A 14810-nucleotide genomic window follows, 5' to 3' on the forward strand; every position below is an offset into this window, starting at 1 on the left:
TATGTTGAGTAGAACCGCCGCAGATCTGTATTGGATGTCCCGTTACCTGGAACGCGCCGAGAACCTGGCGCGCATGCTCGAAGTCAGTTATTCGCTGTCGCTGATGCCCCAGGCCGGGCGTAGCGATGGCCTGGATGAACTGGCCATGTCGTTGCTCAGCAGCGGCACCCTGGACAGTTACCTGGAACGCCACCAAACCCTGGATGCCGAGCGCATGCTGCACTTCTTCGCCCTCGACGAAGAAAACCCCGCCAGCATCTACAACTGCCTGCGCGCCGCGCGGGGCAATGCCCATGCGGTACGCGGACGCATCACTGCCGACATGTGGGAAAACCTCAACGCCACCTGGCTGGAAATGCGCAGCATCGCCGCCGGTGGCCTGGCGCGGCATGGCATCAGCCACTTCTGTGACTGGGTCAAGCAGCGTTCACACCTGTTCCGCGGCGCGACCTCGGGCACCATCATGCGCAATGACGCCTATCGGTTCATTCGCCTGGGTACCTTTGTCGAGCGCGCGGACAACACCTTGCGCCTGCTGGATGCGCGCTACGAGATGTTCGGCGAAGAGTCGGAGGAAGTCAGCGACCTGTCGGCACGCGGGTATTACCAGTGGAGCGCCCTGCTCCGTGCGTTGTCGTCGTTCGAGGCGTATACCGAGTTGTACCCGAATGCGCTGAACGCGCGGTCGGTGTCCGAACTGCTGTTGCTACGCAGCGATGTGCCGCGTTCGTTGCATGCCTGTATCGAAGAGTTGAGCCATATCCTCGCCGACCTGCCTGGCAGTTATGGGCGCACGGCACAGCGCTTGGCGGCGGAATTCGAAGCGCGGCTGAGGTACACCGGGATTGATGAGATTCTCGAAGATGGCCTGCATAGCCGTCTCACGGAGTTCATCGACACCGTGCGCGAGTTGGCGCGTGCGATCCACAGTTCTTACCTGGAAGTGGTCTGACCGTTCAGTACCGGGGAGCGCACGCACAGCTCAATACCCTTCCTTAACAAGGATCTTTTGCGGGATCAGCGGGCTCATTGACTTGGCCTTTCTGAAGGTTTTGCCTGGCCTGCGAGATCGATGGGGGTAACTCAATCAACTGCCCACCAGCGCGGCAACAACGGGCGCACCCGCGATTCGCCGAAACGGTCGTCGATCAACATCACCACGCCCCTGTCCTGCTGGCTGCGGATCACCCGGCCTGCAGCCTGCACCACTTTCTGGATGCCGGGATACAGGTAGGTGTAGTCGTAGCCGGCGCCGAAGAGCGCGCCCATGCGCGCCTTCATCTGCTCGTTGACCGGGTTCAATTGCGGTAAGCCCAGGGTGGCGATAAACGCGCCGATCAGGCGCGCGCCGGGCAAGTCGATGCCTTCGCCGAACGCACCGCCGAGCACGGCAAAGCCGATGCCCTGGCTATGTTCAGTGAACTGTTCGAGAAACGCCTGGCGTTCGGCCTCGGCCATGCCTCGCGACTGTTGCCACAGCGCAATCTGCGGATGGCGCTCAGCCAACCGTTGCGCCACTTGTTGCAGGTAATCAAAACTGGAAAAAAACGCCAGGTAGTTGCCCGGTTGTTGCGCAAACTGATGGGCGATCAGGTCGACGATGGGGGCCAGCGAGGTATCCCGATGCACAAACCGGGTGGAGATTTCGTCGACGATGCGCACCCGCAATTGCTCAGCCTTGAACGGCGACTCCACATCGATCCATGCCGTGTTCGCCGGCAGGCCCAGCAGGTCGGCGTAGTAATGGCGTGGGCTCAGTGTCGCGGAAAACAGCACGCTGCTGCGTGCCGCGGTCAAACGCGGGCGAATGAATTCGGCGGGCACCACATTGCGCAGGCACAGAGTCGAACTGCTGCGCTTGCCACTGAACTGGCGCTTGCTGATATCGAAGATGAAGTGTTCGTTGAACAGCTCGGCGACCTTGGCGAAGTGCAATGCCTCGAAGTAGAAGGCTTGCAGGTCGCCCGTCAATGACTCGGGATGATCGTTGAAGTAGTCGCCCATGGCGCGGGTACACAGGCTCAGGGCCTGCAAGAGTTTTTCCGGACGCTCGGCATAGGCCTGGTAGGGCGCGAGCTGGTCCTTGTGCAGGGCGTTCCATTCACGGTTCAGGCGCTGCAAAGGTTTCTTCAAGACGTCGGGAGCGCTGTCGCGCAGGGTCTTGAGGCCGTACTGGTCGAGGCTGGCGCTGTACATCGAACGGGCACGTTCCACCAGGTTGTGGGCCTCATCCACCAGCACCGCCGCGCGCCACTGGTTGAGTTGGGCCAGGCCGAACAACATGGCGCCGAAGTCGAAATAATAGTTGTAGTCGGCGACCACCAGGTCGGCCCAGCGTGCCATCTCCTGGCTCAGGTAATAGGGGCACACATCATGGGCCAGGGCCACGTCGCGCAGGTTGCGCTGGTTGAGCAGGCGCACCTGGGAGGCAGCCATGCGCGCGGCGGGCAAGCGGTCGTAGAAGCCCTTGGCCAAAGGGCAGGAATCACCGTGGCAGGCTTTGTCCAGGTGTTCGCAGGCCTTGTCCCGCGCGACCAGCTCGAGCACGCGCAACGGTAGGTCGGGGCTGCTGGTCTGCATCTGCAGCACATGTGCGGCATCGAGCGCCAATTTGCGGCCTGGGGTCTTGGCGGTCAGGAACAGCACCTTATCCAGTTGCTGGGGCGCCAAGGCCTTGAGCAGCGGGAAAATCGTGCCGATGGTCTTGCCGATCCCCGTGGGGGCCTGCGCCATCAGGCAACGCCCGGTGCTGACGGCCTTGTACACCGACTCGGCCAAAGTGCGTTGGCCGTGACGAAAGTCGGCATGGGGGAAACTCAAGGTCTGCGCCGCAGCGTTGCGCGCTTCGCGGTGCTGCATTTCCTGGCGGGCCCAGCCGAGAAACAGTGCACATTGCTGGTTAAAGAACGCTTGCAACTCGGCCGCCTGGAAACGTTGATTGAGCAGGGTCTCGCCTTCGCCGACGATATCGAAATACACCAGAGCCACGTCAATATCCGTGAGGCCAAGCTTCTGGCACATCAACCAGCCGTACACCTTGGCCTGCGCCCAATGCAGTTGCCGGTGGTTGGCGGGCTGGGCACCAAGGTCGCCGCGATAGGTCTTCACCTCTTCCAGGCGGTTGGTGTCCGGGTCATAGCCGTCTGCCCTGCCCCGCACCTTGAGCTGCTGGTAGTCGCCTTCGAGAGCCACTTCGTTCTGGTAGTGCGCGCTGCGTCGTGAGGCCACGGTGCGATGGCCGGCAATGCCTTCCTGGGCGCTGGGCGACGGGGTAAAGCGCAGGTCCAGGTCGCCCACCTTGGCGGTGAACTCACACAGCGCCCGTACCGCCACGCTGTAGCTCAAGCCGGTTGCTCCGCCCAGCGTACATAGCAGACGGTGACGGGCATCTGGTATTCGCCGCAGAACTCCAGCCAACGCAGCTGGTTGTCTTGCAGGCGGTCGCCAGGGCCCTTGACCTCGATCATGCGGTAGGTTTTTTGCGCCGGCCAGAACTGGATCAGGTCCGGCATGCCGGCGCGGTTGGCGCGGATATCCAGCAGTAGCCGTTCGAACCAGTAGCGCAGGTGTTCGGCCGGCAGGCAGGCCAGGGCTTGTTCCAGCAGGTCTTCATTGAGCAGGTTCCAGAACACAAAGGGCGACTGGATCCCCCACTTATCGAGGTAGCGTTGACGAATGGTGGTCTTGTAGCGCTCGTCCTGCAGTTGCGCGAAACACGCGTCAAACAGGGGGGCACGGCGCGCGTGGAAGTCTTCGCTGTGCAGGTCTGCCGGCCCGCGTTGGAACGGGTGGAAGAACGAGCCGGGCAGCGGTGCGAAGATCGCCTCCCAGCACAATAGACCGAACAACGAATTGATCAGGCCGTTTTCCACGTAGTGCACCGGTGCATCGGGTTCGCTCAGGTGGGCCTGCACGCAGTACTCCACCGAGACTAACGGCTCCGGCAACGCAAGGGCCAAGTCCAGGCGCGTGACCTCGCGGGGCTTGGCCTTGGGCAGCGCCGGCTCCCCCAGTTTGCGGCGCAGGCGCGGCAACACCCGTCCTATATGCTGCCATTCGGCGGCGCTTTCCGGTGCCTGTCGTGCGGCGTTCGCCAGGGCCATGGCCTGGACGTAATCCTCCTGGCGCTCCAGCACGCGAATCAGCCGCGCGCGGGCGCCAGGGTAAGCGCTGGTGCGGTAGACCTGCTGCGCCAGGTCCAACTCGGCACGGCGCTCGCAATATTGACCGAGCTGGAACAACAGCTTGGCCCGGCGCTTTTCCAGCCAGGGGTTATCGGTGTTCAGCGTGGCGACCTCAGCCAGCACCTGCGCCAGCGCCTCACCGCGTTCAAAAGCCTGCTGGCATTGGTGCAGGAACAGAAAACCGTGCACGTCGGCGCGGCTGCGCAACCCCCGCGATTCGGCGCAGAACTCGACTTTTTCATAGGTGTAGATACCCAGGTCGGCGAGCACGAACTCGGACCAGTCCTGGTGCAGGTTGCCGAAGAACATCAGGCGCAGGCGATCACACAACTCCATCACGGTGAGGCTGTACAGCGTGTCGGCGAGGTCCGGGCACCAGTCGGCGAAACTGCGCGCGTCGGTGAACTGCGCCACCAACCCTTCCAGCCAATCGGCCTTCTTGCCCTTGGGCTGGTCGATCCAGGGTGTGAAGTTGCTGAGGATCTCGCCTTTTTGCAACAAGGCGAATAATGCTTCAAATGCCAGCAGGTGGTTGTCGTCCACCCAACCCAATTCCCGCAGGGGCGCGGCAGCGGCATGGGGGCAACCGATCTCCACGTATTGCAGCTTGCCCGCACGAAAATGCACGCCCTTGCGCATCACCATGCGCACCAACAGCGCCTGGGACGCTTGCGGCAACCTGCCGAATTGCTGAATGAAATGCTGTTCGTCTGGGTCGAGCAGATCGGCATAGCGTTGCCCCAGCCAATGCAGGACCTGGCGGAAGTTATGCAGGTAATAGAGCGGATCGTCGAGGGGATTGGGCATGGCACGCGCGGGTCAAATACTGGTTATGCATACAGAGTGCCGTTACCCATACTGTGTTGCAATCGGTAATAGATAAATGGCGCACGCAACTTTTTGTATAAAAGTGATCAGATGGGGAGTCAATGGCGTAAAATTTATGGCCCGCAGCCTTGGCGCGGGACTTTCAGGGTTAACGGTAAGGGTTATGAACATGAAGAATTTGGGGCTGCCACTGGTTGCACTCACTTTTCTGGTATTGGCCGGTTGCGCGACGCAAACCGTAGTGACGCTGCAAAATGGCACGCAGTATTTGACCAAGGACTCTCCAAAAACCAAGACCGCCGACGGGTTCTATGAGTTCACCGATATCGCCGGCAAGCGTATCCGTGTCAAAGCCGACGACGTGGCGACGGTGCGCAAGGAAAACTGATTTCCAGCGGCCAGCACTGATCAAATGTGGAGGTTGCCCCCGATGGCTGTATTCCAGTCGACATCTCTATTGACTGAGCCACCGCTATCGGGGGCAAGCCCCCTCCCACCGTTTTAACCGATAACAATCCCCTCCCCCGACAAGCCAACCACCCCCACCAACGTCACCGAATCGCCGCCAAAACTGATCACCGTATCCGCGCCTACCACTTTGGCGTGATCGCGATAATCCGTACTGCCCTGCACATCCGTGAACACCAGCTTGTCCGTCGCTTGATAACCGATAATCCGGTCCTGGCCAAACTGCCCGCTGAACAAAAAGGTGTTATGCCCGCTGCTGTCGCGGATCGTGTCATTGCCTTTGCCCCCCTCGATAAAGTCCGCGCCCTTGCCGCCCTGGATCAGGTCATTGCCGTCGCTGCCAATGATGAAGGTATCGCCCTTGTGCGGCTCGGCATTGCGGTTGAGGTCTTGTACCCAGGTGGTAGCCCGGGCCGGGTCGGACAGGTTGGCGACGATAATTGTCGAGTCGCGGCTCATCTGCTCATAGAACCCGGACTCGAGGATGCGCGTCATCCCATCGCCATAACCCGTAGGTAAATGCGAGATCCAGGTCGGCAGGTTAGTGATGGAAAACGGCAGCACATTCCATAGCGTCGAAGCGTAATGGTCGTTGAAGCTGACGATATTGTCGGTGGTCGATTCATGGGGTTTGTCATGCACGCCCAACGACGACCAATTGAAGGATGAGCCGTCCAGCGCACGGAATACCGGGTCGTTTTCATAGCCGATATTGAGCACCTTGTCGCCGGCGCTCTGGGTCGGCGAGGCGTAGGCCACGTAGTTGGCGTCCTTGTAGAAACCTGCCCATTTATTGCTGCTCAAGTCGGCCATGCTGTTCACCGCCAGGCCGCCCAGGCTGTGGCCGCTGACCACTATGTCGTGGCCGCTGAGGCCGTGGGCGCTGGCGTAGTCGGCGACGTTCTTGAGCAGGCCGCCAAAGGCTTCGCCGGCATAGTTCTTCGCGTAATCCTTGGGGCCCAAGGCCGCGAGCAGATCGCTGACCAGATCACCAATGGAGTCGCTGACCAGCGTTTCCCGAGGCCCCGACGTACCGCGAAAACCGATGCCGATTTCCAGCAACTTGCCGGCGTCATCGTACTTGCCCAGCACCTCGACCTGGGCCGTGGTGTAGCCGGCCTTTTCGCCAAAGAAGGTGCCTCGGGCGTCGACCTTGCCGGTATAGCCCAGGGTGCTGGCGCTGATGGGCGTCCAACCGGCTTGTTGCACGGCTTCCAGGGCGGCTTTTTCCGAGTCCGGGTTCCAGGGAATGCCGGGAATCACGCCCTGGGAATCCGTGCTGCCCAGCAGAGCACCGACCAGTGTGGCCGGTAAACCGAGCCCCAGGCCGTTGTGCTGGTAGCCCACGGCAAAGCCGTTATCCAGGTTGTGATAGGAGTACAGCGTGATCGCCATGGCATCGGCGAACAATGCTTTGGAGCCCTCGGCCCCGAGGTTTTTATAGTCAAACACACCCATGGTCTTGCCTCTCTGTTGTTGGAATTGTCGAGAAAGCCAATTAATGCGGTGCTGGCCCGAACGCCTCATCCACCTTGGCCAGGTCGGTGTCGCGCAGGTTGCCGGCGTAGTAATGTAATTTGGTCCAGGCCATCAGGTAGTCGTAACGCGCCTGGGCCAGGTCGCGCCGCGTGCTGTAGAGCTGTTGCTCGGCGTTCAGCGCATCGAGGTTGACCCGCTCGCCACCGAGGATGCTTTGCTGGGTCGACACCACCAGCGCTTCTGCCGAGCTCAGGGCCTTTTGATACGCGCGCAGTTTGCTCACGCCGGATAGGCACGCGCTGAACTGCCGACGCAGTTCGATCAGGGTCTCGCGGGTCTTGCCTTCCAGTTCGTATTCGGCCTGTTCCATGGCACGGCTAGCCTGGCGGGTGGACGCGGAGATACCGCCACCGGCATACAGCGGCACGCTCACTTCCACGCCGATGGTGTTGGTGTCGTAGCGTTGGTTGTAGGTATTGCCGCTGTCGGACTCCTGCTGGCGCGAACTGGCATACGCAGTGACCTTGGGCAGATGCCCGGCGCGGTTACGTTCCACTTCATAACGTGCGACTTCCAGGGCCTGGCGCTGGGACGCCAGCGTGGGGTTGTTGCTGATCGCCAGTTCATGCCAGGTGTCGTAGTTGGCCGGGGTCAAGGTGAACGCGGCAAAATCCTGGTTGAGCGGCGCCAGGTCGTGGATGTTGACGCTCTGTACACCGATCAACGCGCCCAGTTCTCTTAACGAGGCGTCCTGTTCGTCCTGCGCCTCGATTTCTTCGGCGGTGGCCAGCTCATAGCGCGACTCGGCTTCGAGAATATCGGTGCGGGTGCCCTCGCCTTGCTGGAACAGATGCCGGTTCTGCTGGAACTGCTGCTCGAAGGCCTTCTTCTTGGCGCGGGCGATGTCGATCTGGTCCTGGGCAAACAGCGCCTGGGTGTAGTAGCTCAGCACCCGCACCAGCAGGGCCTGGCTCTTGTCGCGAAAGCTTTCATCGGCAAACAGCGCCTGGGCCACACCTTTGCGGTAGTTGGCGTACGCCTCATAGTCGAACAGCGGCTGTTGCAGGCTGAAGGTCGAGCCGTAGCTGTTGTAGTTGCGGTCGTCGTGGTAATTGCCGCCGCGCCCGTCGGGTAAGGTGGCCTGGGAGTTGTTGCGTCCCTTGTTGTAGTTGTACGACAGCTTGGGCAGCAGGCCCGCGCGGCCGATGGTGCGGTTTTCCAGGCCGGCGTCGCGCTCCTTGATCGCACCGAGAAACACCGGATCGTTGCGCAGGGCCTGCTCGTACACATCGAACGGGCCCATGGCGGCCTGGGCGTTAACGCAGGTGAACAGCAAGGCGATGAACACAGCTTTCATGCTCATTCCTCGGTCAACGCGGAGCCGGCGCGGTCGAGCAGCGGCTTGAACAGGTAATTGAGCAACGAACGCTCGCCGGTGCGCACGAACATCTCGGCGGGCATGCCCGGCTTGATCACCAGGCCGTGGAGTTTCTCCAGCGCCGCCTCGCTGACGGTGGTGCGCAGCACGTAATACGGCGCGCCGGTCTTTTCATCGAGCATCTGGTCGGCGGAAATCAGACTGACCTCCCCCGGCACGCGCGGGGTGCGGCTCTGGTTGAAGGCGGTGAACAGAATATCCACCGGCAGGTGCGTGCCGACCTTGTCCACCAAGTGCACCGGCAAATGCCCTTCGACTTCCAGGCGCGTGCCCTGGGGCACGATTTCCAGCAGGGTTTCACCGGCACGCACCACGGCGCCCTCGGTGTGCACGCTGAGATTGACCGCAATACCGTCGGCCGGTGCGTTGATCTCGCTGTGTTGCAGATCGAAGCCGGCCGATGTGAGTTGCTGCTCCAGGGTCAGGCTGCGCAATTGCGCGTCGGCCAACTGGCTGCGCACATCCTTCTGATATTCCTCGCTGTGCTGCTGCAGTTTCAGGCGCGATTCAAGGATGCCCTGCTCCACCCGACCGCTCTCACCGGTGTTCTGCGCCAGGTCCTGTTGCACCTGGGACAGCTGGCGTTGGTACTCCATCAGCCGGTTGCGCGGGATATAGCCGTTGTCGGCCAGGGGTTGCAGGTTGCTCAGTTGGTCACGCAGGGACTGGGCCTGGGCGGTCAGGTCGCTGCGGGCGCGGCGCATGCCGTTGAGCTGCGCGGTCGCGCCCTCGATATTCGCGCGGATGCCTGCCTGTTCACGGGCAAACGCTTCGCGACGGCTGCTGAACAATTGGCGCTGGCCTTCGAGCACCAACGCCAATGCCGGATCGGGGTTGCTGCTCAGCTCGGCGGGAAAGGTGATGACGGATTGATTGTCGCGCTCGCTCTGCCAACGCGCGACGCTGGCCCAGGCCATGCGGTACTGGGCTTGCAGGGACTGCACGTCGGCCTGATTCTGGGTCTGGTCGAGACGGAACAGCGGCTGGCCTTGCTTCACCAACTGCCCCTCCTTCACCAGAATCCGACTGACCACGCCGGGGCTGAAGGTTTGCACCGCCTTGCGTTTGCCCGACACCACCACCGTGCCCTGCACCGGGATACCCTGGTCCAGGGGCGCCAGGCTGGCCCAGAGGAAAAAGCCACCGGCACCGACCACGGTCAGCAGCCAGCCCAGGCGCGCAAAGAACCGGGCGTCGCGCTCTTTGAAACGTGGTTCAACAGTGATACTGCTCATGCGCCTGGATTCCTTCCGGCTTGATACTGACGGCTGAAACTCACACCGGGTTTTTCCTTCGGTGCTTCCTGCTGGCCCGATAACGCTCGCAGCACGTCCTGGCTCGGCCCGAATGCCTGCAAACGCCCTTCGTTGAGCACCAGCAATTTGTCGGCCTGGGCCAAGGCCGAAGAGCGATGGGTCACCAGCACCACGCTGCTGCCCTGGGCCTTCATCTGCACAATGGCGCTGGCCAGCGCGGCCTCGCCGACGGTGTCGAGGTTGGAGTTGGGCTCGTCCAGTACGATCAACCGCGGCCCGCCGTACAACGCACGCGCCAGGGCCACCCGTTGTTTCTGGCCGCCGGACAGGCCACCACCGTTATCGCCCAGGACCGTGTCATAACCGTGGGGCAGACGCAGGATCAATTCATGCACGCCGGCTTGTTGTGCCGCCTGCACCACCCGCTCGGGGTCGGCCTCGCGAAAGCGCGCGATGTTATCGGCGATGCTGCCGCTGAACAGTTCGATGTCCTGGGGCAGATAGCCGATGTGCGGGCCGAGGTCGTCGCGATCCCAGCGGTGAATGTCCGCACCGTCCAGGCGCACGGTGCCGGCCAAGGTCGGCCACACGCCCACCAGTACGCGGGCCAGGGTGGATTTGCCGGAGCCCGAGGCGCCGAGCACCCCCAGCACTTCACCGGCGCCGAGGTTGAAGCTGACCTGATGCAGGGTGGGCATGCGCCGTCCGGGCGGGCCAGCGCTGACCTGTTCGAAGCTGACCTGGCCCTTGGGTGCGGGCAATTTCATCTGCTCCACTTCCGGCGGGAACTCACGCAGCAATTCGTCCAGCCGCTGATAGGCCAGCTTGGCCGAACTCCATTGCTTCCAGACCGCAATCAACTGGTCGATGGGGCTGAGTACGCGGCCCATCAGGATCGAGCCGGCGATCATCATCCCCGCCGTCATATCGCCCTTGATCACCAGCAGTGCGCCCAGGCCCAGCACCAGCGATTGCAGGCATAGCCGCAGGGATTTGCTTAACGAGGTGATCACCGAGCCGGTGTCACTTGCTCTGTTCTGCAGGCTGAGGAACTGTGCATGCACGGCAAACCAGCGATGGCGCAACGCGCTGAGCATGCCCATGGCCTGAATGGTTTCGGCGTTGTGCAAATGGCTGGTGGCCAGTTGCGTCGACTGTTGGGAGAAACCACTGGCATCGCCCAATGGCTGCTTCGTCAGGTATTCGTTGAGGCACGCAAGGCCGATCAACAGCAGTGCGCCGGCGGTGGCCAACACCCCGAGCCAGACGTTGAAGAGGAAAATCACAAAAAGATAGATCGGAAACCACGGTGCATCGAAGAATGCGAACAGCGCCGGCCCGGTGATGAATTGGCGGATATGGGTCAAGTCCCCCAGGGATTGCCCGGCATGCCCCTGGCCGCGTTGCAGGTTGCGTTCGAAAGCGGCCTTGTAAACGCGCAAGTTGAAACGTCGCTCCAACTGGCTGCCGATGCGGATCACGATAAAACTGCGGATGACCTCGAGCAGGCCAATAAAGGCAAAGAAGCCGACGACCATCAGCGTCAACATCACCAGGGTGGTTTCATTCTGGGAGGACAGCACACGGTCGTACACTTGCAGCATGTAAATCGACGGCACCAGCATCAACAGGTTAATCAATGCCGTGAAACAGCCAATGCTGATCAAGATGCTCTTGTATTCACCCAGCGCCTTGAATAAGGGCGCAACCGCCTGGGGCTTGGCCATATGTTCTGATCTTCCTTGAACCAAATTACGCGCATAAGTTGCCCACCCTCTCTTATAGAGGCCGTCAACTAATAAAATCGAGTTATAGACTTATAACAATAACTAAGGCACTCGTTTTAACTCCACCAAGGTGCCGGACTTTGTCCATGCCTGGTACTCACCTTCTTTCTGACGATTCAGATGGGTGATCCCGCTGCCTTCGGCATTGAATAGCCAGATACCGTCCGGGGTCGGCGACCACGTCAGGGGCTTGTCCCCCAGCCATTGCGCCACACAGGCCACATCGCCGCCCAGGGCATTGGCCTGCTCGAGCAGGTCCAGTGCACACACCTGATCCTGCTGGTGCAACTGCCAATGCCCGGCCAGTTGGGCGCTGGAGGGTAAAACAAGACTGCTCGCCATTGCGTGGGCTCCTGCCGACACGAACATCACCTGCAACACGCAGGCGATCACATTGTAAAAACGCTGCATCTGTACGCTCCATCCTGGAGGCGCGGCGCTTGAGCGCCGCGCCGGTGCATCATGCCACGATGTCGCTGGCCGCCGCCTGGCCTACGGTGGTGACGAGGAAATCCGCCACGCCGTGCCCGGAGAAGTCGACGGCCAGGGTGCCCAGGTTGGTGCCTGCGGCGTAGCTCAACACCGCATCGCCGGCATGCCCGGTGAAGGCATTGACGAAGGTCAGGCCGGCCCCTTTGGTGATGCCGCTGAGGTCGATCTTGTCGGAGCCCGAGGTGAAGTCAAAGATCTTGTCCGCCGCCCCTGGCTTGGAGTCGGAACTGGCACCGAACACAAATGTGTCGTTGCCCGCGCCGCCCCACAATTGGTCCGCACCGCCGCCACCGTAGATGAGGTCGTTACCGGCCCCGCCCTTGATTACGTTGGCCGCGTTGTTGCCGATGATCAGGTCGTTGCCCGCACCGCCGAAAGCGTTCTCGACGGTCACGCCCTTGGCGATGGAAACGTTGCCCACCAGGCCGCCAACGTCGGAAAACGAGGCCTCATTGAGGTTGATCTTCTGGTTCTGGGTGAAGCCGGAGAAGTCCAGGGTGTCATTGCCGCCACCGTCCCAGACCGAGAACACCAGCTTGTCGGCGTTGGAAGTGGCGCTGAGGAAATCGCGCCCGGTGTTGGAGTTGAACCCGTAGGTGGTATCGCCGGCACGGGTGTTGTAGTTGGCACCGTAGAGCTTCTGGATCGCGGCGATGTCGTCGATCAGCGGGCCGGAGGCGTAGGCTTCGACCCCGCCTTTACTGAAGTTCTGGTGGGTGTTGCTCTCGCTCCAGTAACTCATGAGGCTGTAGCCGCGCGTGTCCTGTCCATAGGTCGCGTCGTTGTAGGTCGGGGCGCCTTCGCCGGCGTTGTAGTCGCCAGGGTGAGCCAGGCCCAGGGTGTGGCCGATTTCGTGGGTCAGGGTCTGCCGGCCGTAGTTGTTCAGGTCCGGGGTCTTGTTCGGCGTGTAGCTGTTGTTGGTCAGGTACCACGAGGTGCCATCGTAGCCTGCACCGGTGCCGGGCAGGTAGGCGAAGGCTGCTGCGCCGTCCTGGCCGCTGCTGTAGTTGCCGAATGTCATGTGGCCGTCACCGCCGGTGGCTTTCTCGGTGAAGGTGACGTTGGCCACGTCCGACCAGGATTGCATGGCCAGCGCGGCCTGTGCTTTCTGCTGGGCGTTGAACTGGCTGAAGCCCGAGATGCCATGTTTGTTCATGGTGCTCGAGGACGCCGAGGTCAGGAAGGTGTAGGTCAGGTCGATCTTGCCGTTGCCGTCAAAGTCCCGGTACGTGGCGCCGTCGCGCAGCAACTGGGTGGCCGCCTGGTCAACGGTGTAGGAGGGTTTGCCATTGATCGTGAGATTGCCGCCACGGTCATACAGATGGCTGAAGCTATCGATCTGCGAGTATGCGGTGCTGGCTTGCGCCGCCGACACGATAGCCTTGTCTTTTGCTTTTGACATAAACGTACTTCCTTGTTTGCACATGCATCAGTCTTGGGTCGATAGGAATCCCGCGGGCGAGATCGTCCTATCACTCGCCTCTTTTGAAGGCGTCACGAAACTGACACAACTTGAAATCTTTCGTCTACATCTTTTCCTGCATGAAAGCTGACCTATAAACAGCGCCAACAAGTTCAGCTCCGTATCTATTGGGTAGCGTTGCCTTTGTCCGACAAAAGACATCAGGCACTTATTTAAATATTAAATAGCGCTAAAGCCGCTCAAGTTGAGCGGCACACTAGATAATTGGATCCACGATATTGTCACGGTGTCATTGGCAACATTAAACAGCCACTATTTATATTTATATATCGGCGCTGTCCCCTATTACCGGGACACGCGCCAACCCGTGTCGTGCAATGCCTGTAACAAGGTTTCGCCTTTCAAACCCGGCACCTGTACGTCGTCGTCGGTCACCATGTCTTCGCCCGCCAGGATCGCGTTGATGATCGCTTCTTCTACCGCTTCCGCCGCAGCGCTGAACAGCGGGGAAATATGATCGTTATTCACCATCTGTAAGGTACTGCTCAACGGCAGGCCCCTGCGCGCGTAGTCTGCTGGCGGCAGATCCTGATTACCGGTGGCGAAGGCCAGGAACAGGTCGCCGCTGGAGTCCTCGGTGCCACCCCCGGTGCGCGCGATGCCAATAGACGCGCGCTGTGCCAGGCGCTGGCATTGGTGCGGCAGCAGGGGCGCATCCGTGGCGATGATCACCACGATCGAGCCCATGCCCGGCGTGCCTCGTTCGGCAAAGGGTGACGGGATGTCCATCAAGCGGCGGCCTACCGGATAACCGTCGACCCGCAGTTCCCGGCGCTTGCCATGGTTGGCCTGCACCAGCACGCCGACGGTCCAGCCGCCCTGCTCTGCCGGCAAGCGCCGCGAAGCGCTGCCGATACCGCCCTTGAATTCATGGCAGATCATCCCCGTTCCACCGCCCACGGCGCCTTCTTGCACGGGGCCGCGTTCGGCGCTGTCCAGCGCTTGGCGCACATGCTCGGGCTTGACGTGCTGTCCCCAGATATCGTTGAGCAGACCGTCGTAGGTTTCCATCACCACCGGCATGCACCAGTACACCGCCGGGTCCGCCAGGCGCTCGCGCTCCAGGGCAATCAAGGTGTCGCGCACGATGCCGATGCTGTGGGTGTTGGTGATGGCCAGCGGCGTGGTCAACAGACCCGCCTCGCTGATCCATTCCAGGCCGGTGGCGTCACCATTGCCATTAAGCACGTGATACCCGGCAAAGCACGGCTGCAACCGCGCTTCCCCGGCGCGGGGCTGGACCACGCTGACACCGGTACGCACCTGTTTGCCGTCGACACGGGTCTTGAGCGTACTGTGACCGACCCGAACCCCGGTAACGTCGGTGATGGCATTCAACTCACCGGGTGTGCCCAGCCCCAACGTGATGCCCAATTGACGTGCACGCATAACCAC

The 14810-nt window shown here is 61.3% G+C and carries 11 protein-coding genes; 2 read left to right on the forward strand and 9 right to left on the reverse strand.

The window, feature by feature from the left end:
• Position 1 precedes the first annotated feature (1 nt).
• The gene (locus ACHPFG_RS15755) at positions 2-952 is read left to right on the forward strand and encodes an alpha-E domain-containing protein (protein ID WP_065941447.1); all 951 of its coding nucleotides are present in this window, start codon (positions 2-4) and stop codon (positions 950-952) included.
• A gap of 131 nt (positions 953-1083) precedes the next feature.
• Here ACHPFG_RS15755 and ACHPFG_RS15760 read toward each other — a convergent pair whose 3' ends face one another.
• On the reverse strand, positions 1084-3345 hold the full coding sequence (locus ACHPFG_RS15760; protein WP_431699714.1) for an ATP-dependent DNA helicase: 2262 nt from the start codon (positions 3343-3345) through the stop codon (positions 1084-1086).
• On the reverse strand, positions 3342-4991 hold the full coding sequence (locus ACHPFG_RS15765) for a VRR-NUC domain-containing protein (protein ID WP_431699715.1): 1650 nt from the start codon (positions 4989-4991) through the stop codon (positions 3342-3344). Before ACHPFG_RS15765 ends, ACHPFG_RS15760 begins: the two co-directional genes overlap by 4 nt.
• A gap of 184 nt (positions 4992-5175) precedes the next feature.
• Here ACHPFG_RS15765 and ACHPFG_RS15770 point away from each other — a divergent pair, with 184 nt between their 5' ends.
• Positions 5176-5400: a YgdI/YgdR family lipoprotein gene (locus tag ACHPFG_RS15770; protein ID WP_131696374.1), complete on the forward strand. Its 225-nt coding sequence runs from the start codon at positions 5176-5178 to the stop codon at positions 5398-5400.
• Between the two features lie 113 nt (positions 5401-5513).
• On the opposite strand, the gene ACHPFG_RS15775 is transcribed toward ACHPFG_RS15770, so the two are convergent.
• The 7 genes from ACHPFG_RS15775 to ACHPFG_RS15805 form a co-directional block, all read right to left on the reverse strand.
• Positions 5514-6938, reverse strand: coding sequence for a polyurethane esterase (locus tag ACHPFG_RS15775; protein WP_431699716.1), 1425 nt, complete (start codon positions 6936-6938; stop codon positions 5514-5516).
• 40 nt (positions 6939-6978) lie between these two features.
• Positions 6979-8316 carry a TolC family outer membrane protein gene (locus ACHPFG_RS15780; RefSeq protein ID WP_131696376.1) on the reverse strand — a complete coding sequence of 446 codons (1338 nt, stop codon included), beginning with the start codon at positions 8314-8316 and terminating at the stop codon, positions 6979-6981.
• Between the two features lie 2 nt (positions 8317-8318).
• A complete protein-coding gene (locus tag ACHPFG_RS15785; RefSeq protein WP_431699717.1) occupies positions 8319-9632 on the reverse strand; it encodes an HlyD family type I secretion periplasmic adaptor subunit in 1314 nt (437 codons plus the stop codon).
• On the reverse strand, positions 9629-11380 hold the full coding sequence (locus tag ACHPFG_RS15790) for a type I secretion system permease/ATPase (RefSeq protein WP_431699719.1): 1752 nt from the start codon (positions 11378-11380) through the stop codon (positions 9629-9631). The genes ACHPFG_RS15785 and ACHPFG_RS15790 overlap by 4 nt, the downstream gene beginning before the upstream one ends.
• Positions 11381-11482: 102 nt before the next feature.
• Positions 11483-11851, reverse strand: a complete 369-nt coding sequence (locus ACHPFG_RS15795) for an AprI/Inh family metalloprotease inhibitor (protein ID WP_431699720.1) — start codon at positions 11849-11851, stop codon at positions 11483-11485.
• A gap of 49 nt (positions 11852-11900) precedes the next feature.
• Positions 11901-13334: a serralysin family metalloprotease gene (locus ACHPFG_RS15800; protein WP_431699722.1), complete on the reverse strand. Its 1434-nt coding sequence runs from the start codon at positions 13332-13334 to the stop codon at positions 11901-11903.
• Positions 13335-13700: 366 nt separating this feature from the next.
• A complete protein-coding gene (locus tag ACHPFG_RS15805) occupies positions 13701-14804 on the reverse strand; it encodes a P1 family peptidase (RefSeq protein ID WP_431699723.1) in 1104 nt (367 codons plus the stop codon).
• Positions 14805-14810 lie beyond the last annotated feature (6 nt).

Origin of the sequence: Pseudomonas sp. BR20, assembly GCF_050780135.1 — a bacterium.
Lineage (GTDB): Bacteria > Pseudomonadota > Gammaproteobacteria > Pseudomonadales > Pseudomonadaceae > Aquipseudomonas.

Excerpts from the sequence above, each read along its gene's own strand:
- ACHPFG_RS15755 (WP_065941447.1), top strand. The coding sequence starts at position 2 with ATGTTGAGTAGAACCGCCGCAGATCTGTATTGGATGTCCCGTTACCTG.
- ACHPFG_RS15765 (WP_431699715.1), bottom strand. The coding sequence starts at position 4,991 with ATGCCCAATCCCCTCGACGATCCGCTCTATTACCTGCATAACTTCCGC.
- ACHPFG_RS15770 (WP_131696374.1), top strand. The coding sequence starts at position 5,176 with ATGAACATGAAGAATTTGGGGCTGCCACTGGTTGCACTCACTTTTCTG.
- ACHPFG_RS15775 (WP_431699716.1), bottom strand. The coding sequence starts at position 6,938 with ATGGGTGTGTTTGACTATAAAAACCTCGGGGCCGAGGGCTCCAAAGCA.
- ACHPFG_RS15780 (WP_131696376.1), bottom strand. The coding sequence starts at position 8,316 with ATGAAAGCTGTGTTCATCGCCTTGCTGTTCACCTGCGTTAACGCCCAG.
- ACHPFG_RS15785 (WP_431699717.1), bottom strand. The coding sequence starts at position 9,632 with ATGAGCAGTATCACTGTTGAACCACGTTTCAAAGAGCGCGACGCCCGG.
- ACHPFG_RS15790 (WP_431699719.1), bottom strand. The coding sequence starts at position 11,380 with ATGGCCAAGCCCCAGGCGGTTGCGCCCTTATTCAAGGCGCTGGGTGAA.
- ACHPFG_RS15795 (WP_431699720.1), bottom strand. The coding sequence starts at position 11,851 with ATGCAGCGTTTTTACAATGTGATCGCCTGCGTGTTGCAGGTGATGTTC.
- ACHPFG_RS15800 (WP_431699722.1), bottom strand. The coding sequence starts at position 13,334 with ATGTCAAAAGCAAAAGACAAGGCTATCGTGTCGGCGGCGCAAGCCAGC.
- ACHPFG_RS15805 (WP_431699723.1), bottom strand. The coding sequence starts at position 14,804 with ATGCGTGCACGTCAATTGGGCATCACGTTGGGGCTGGGCACACCCGGT.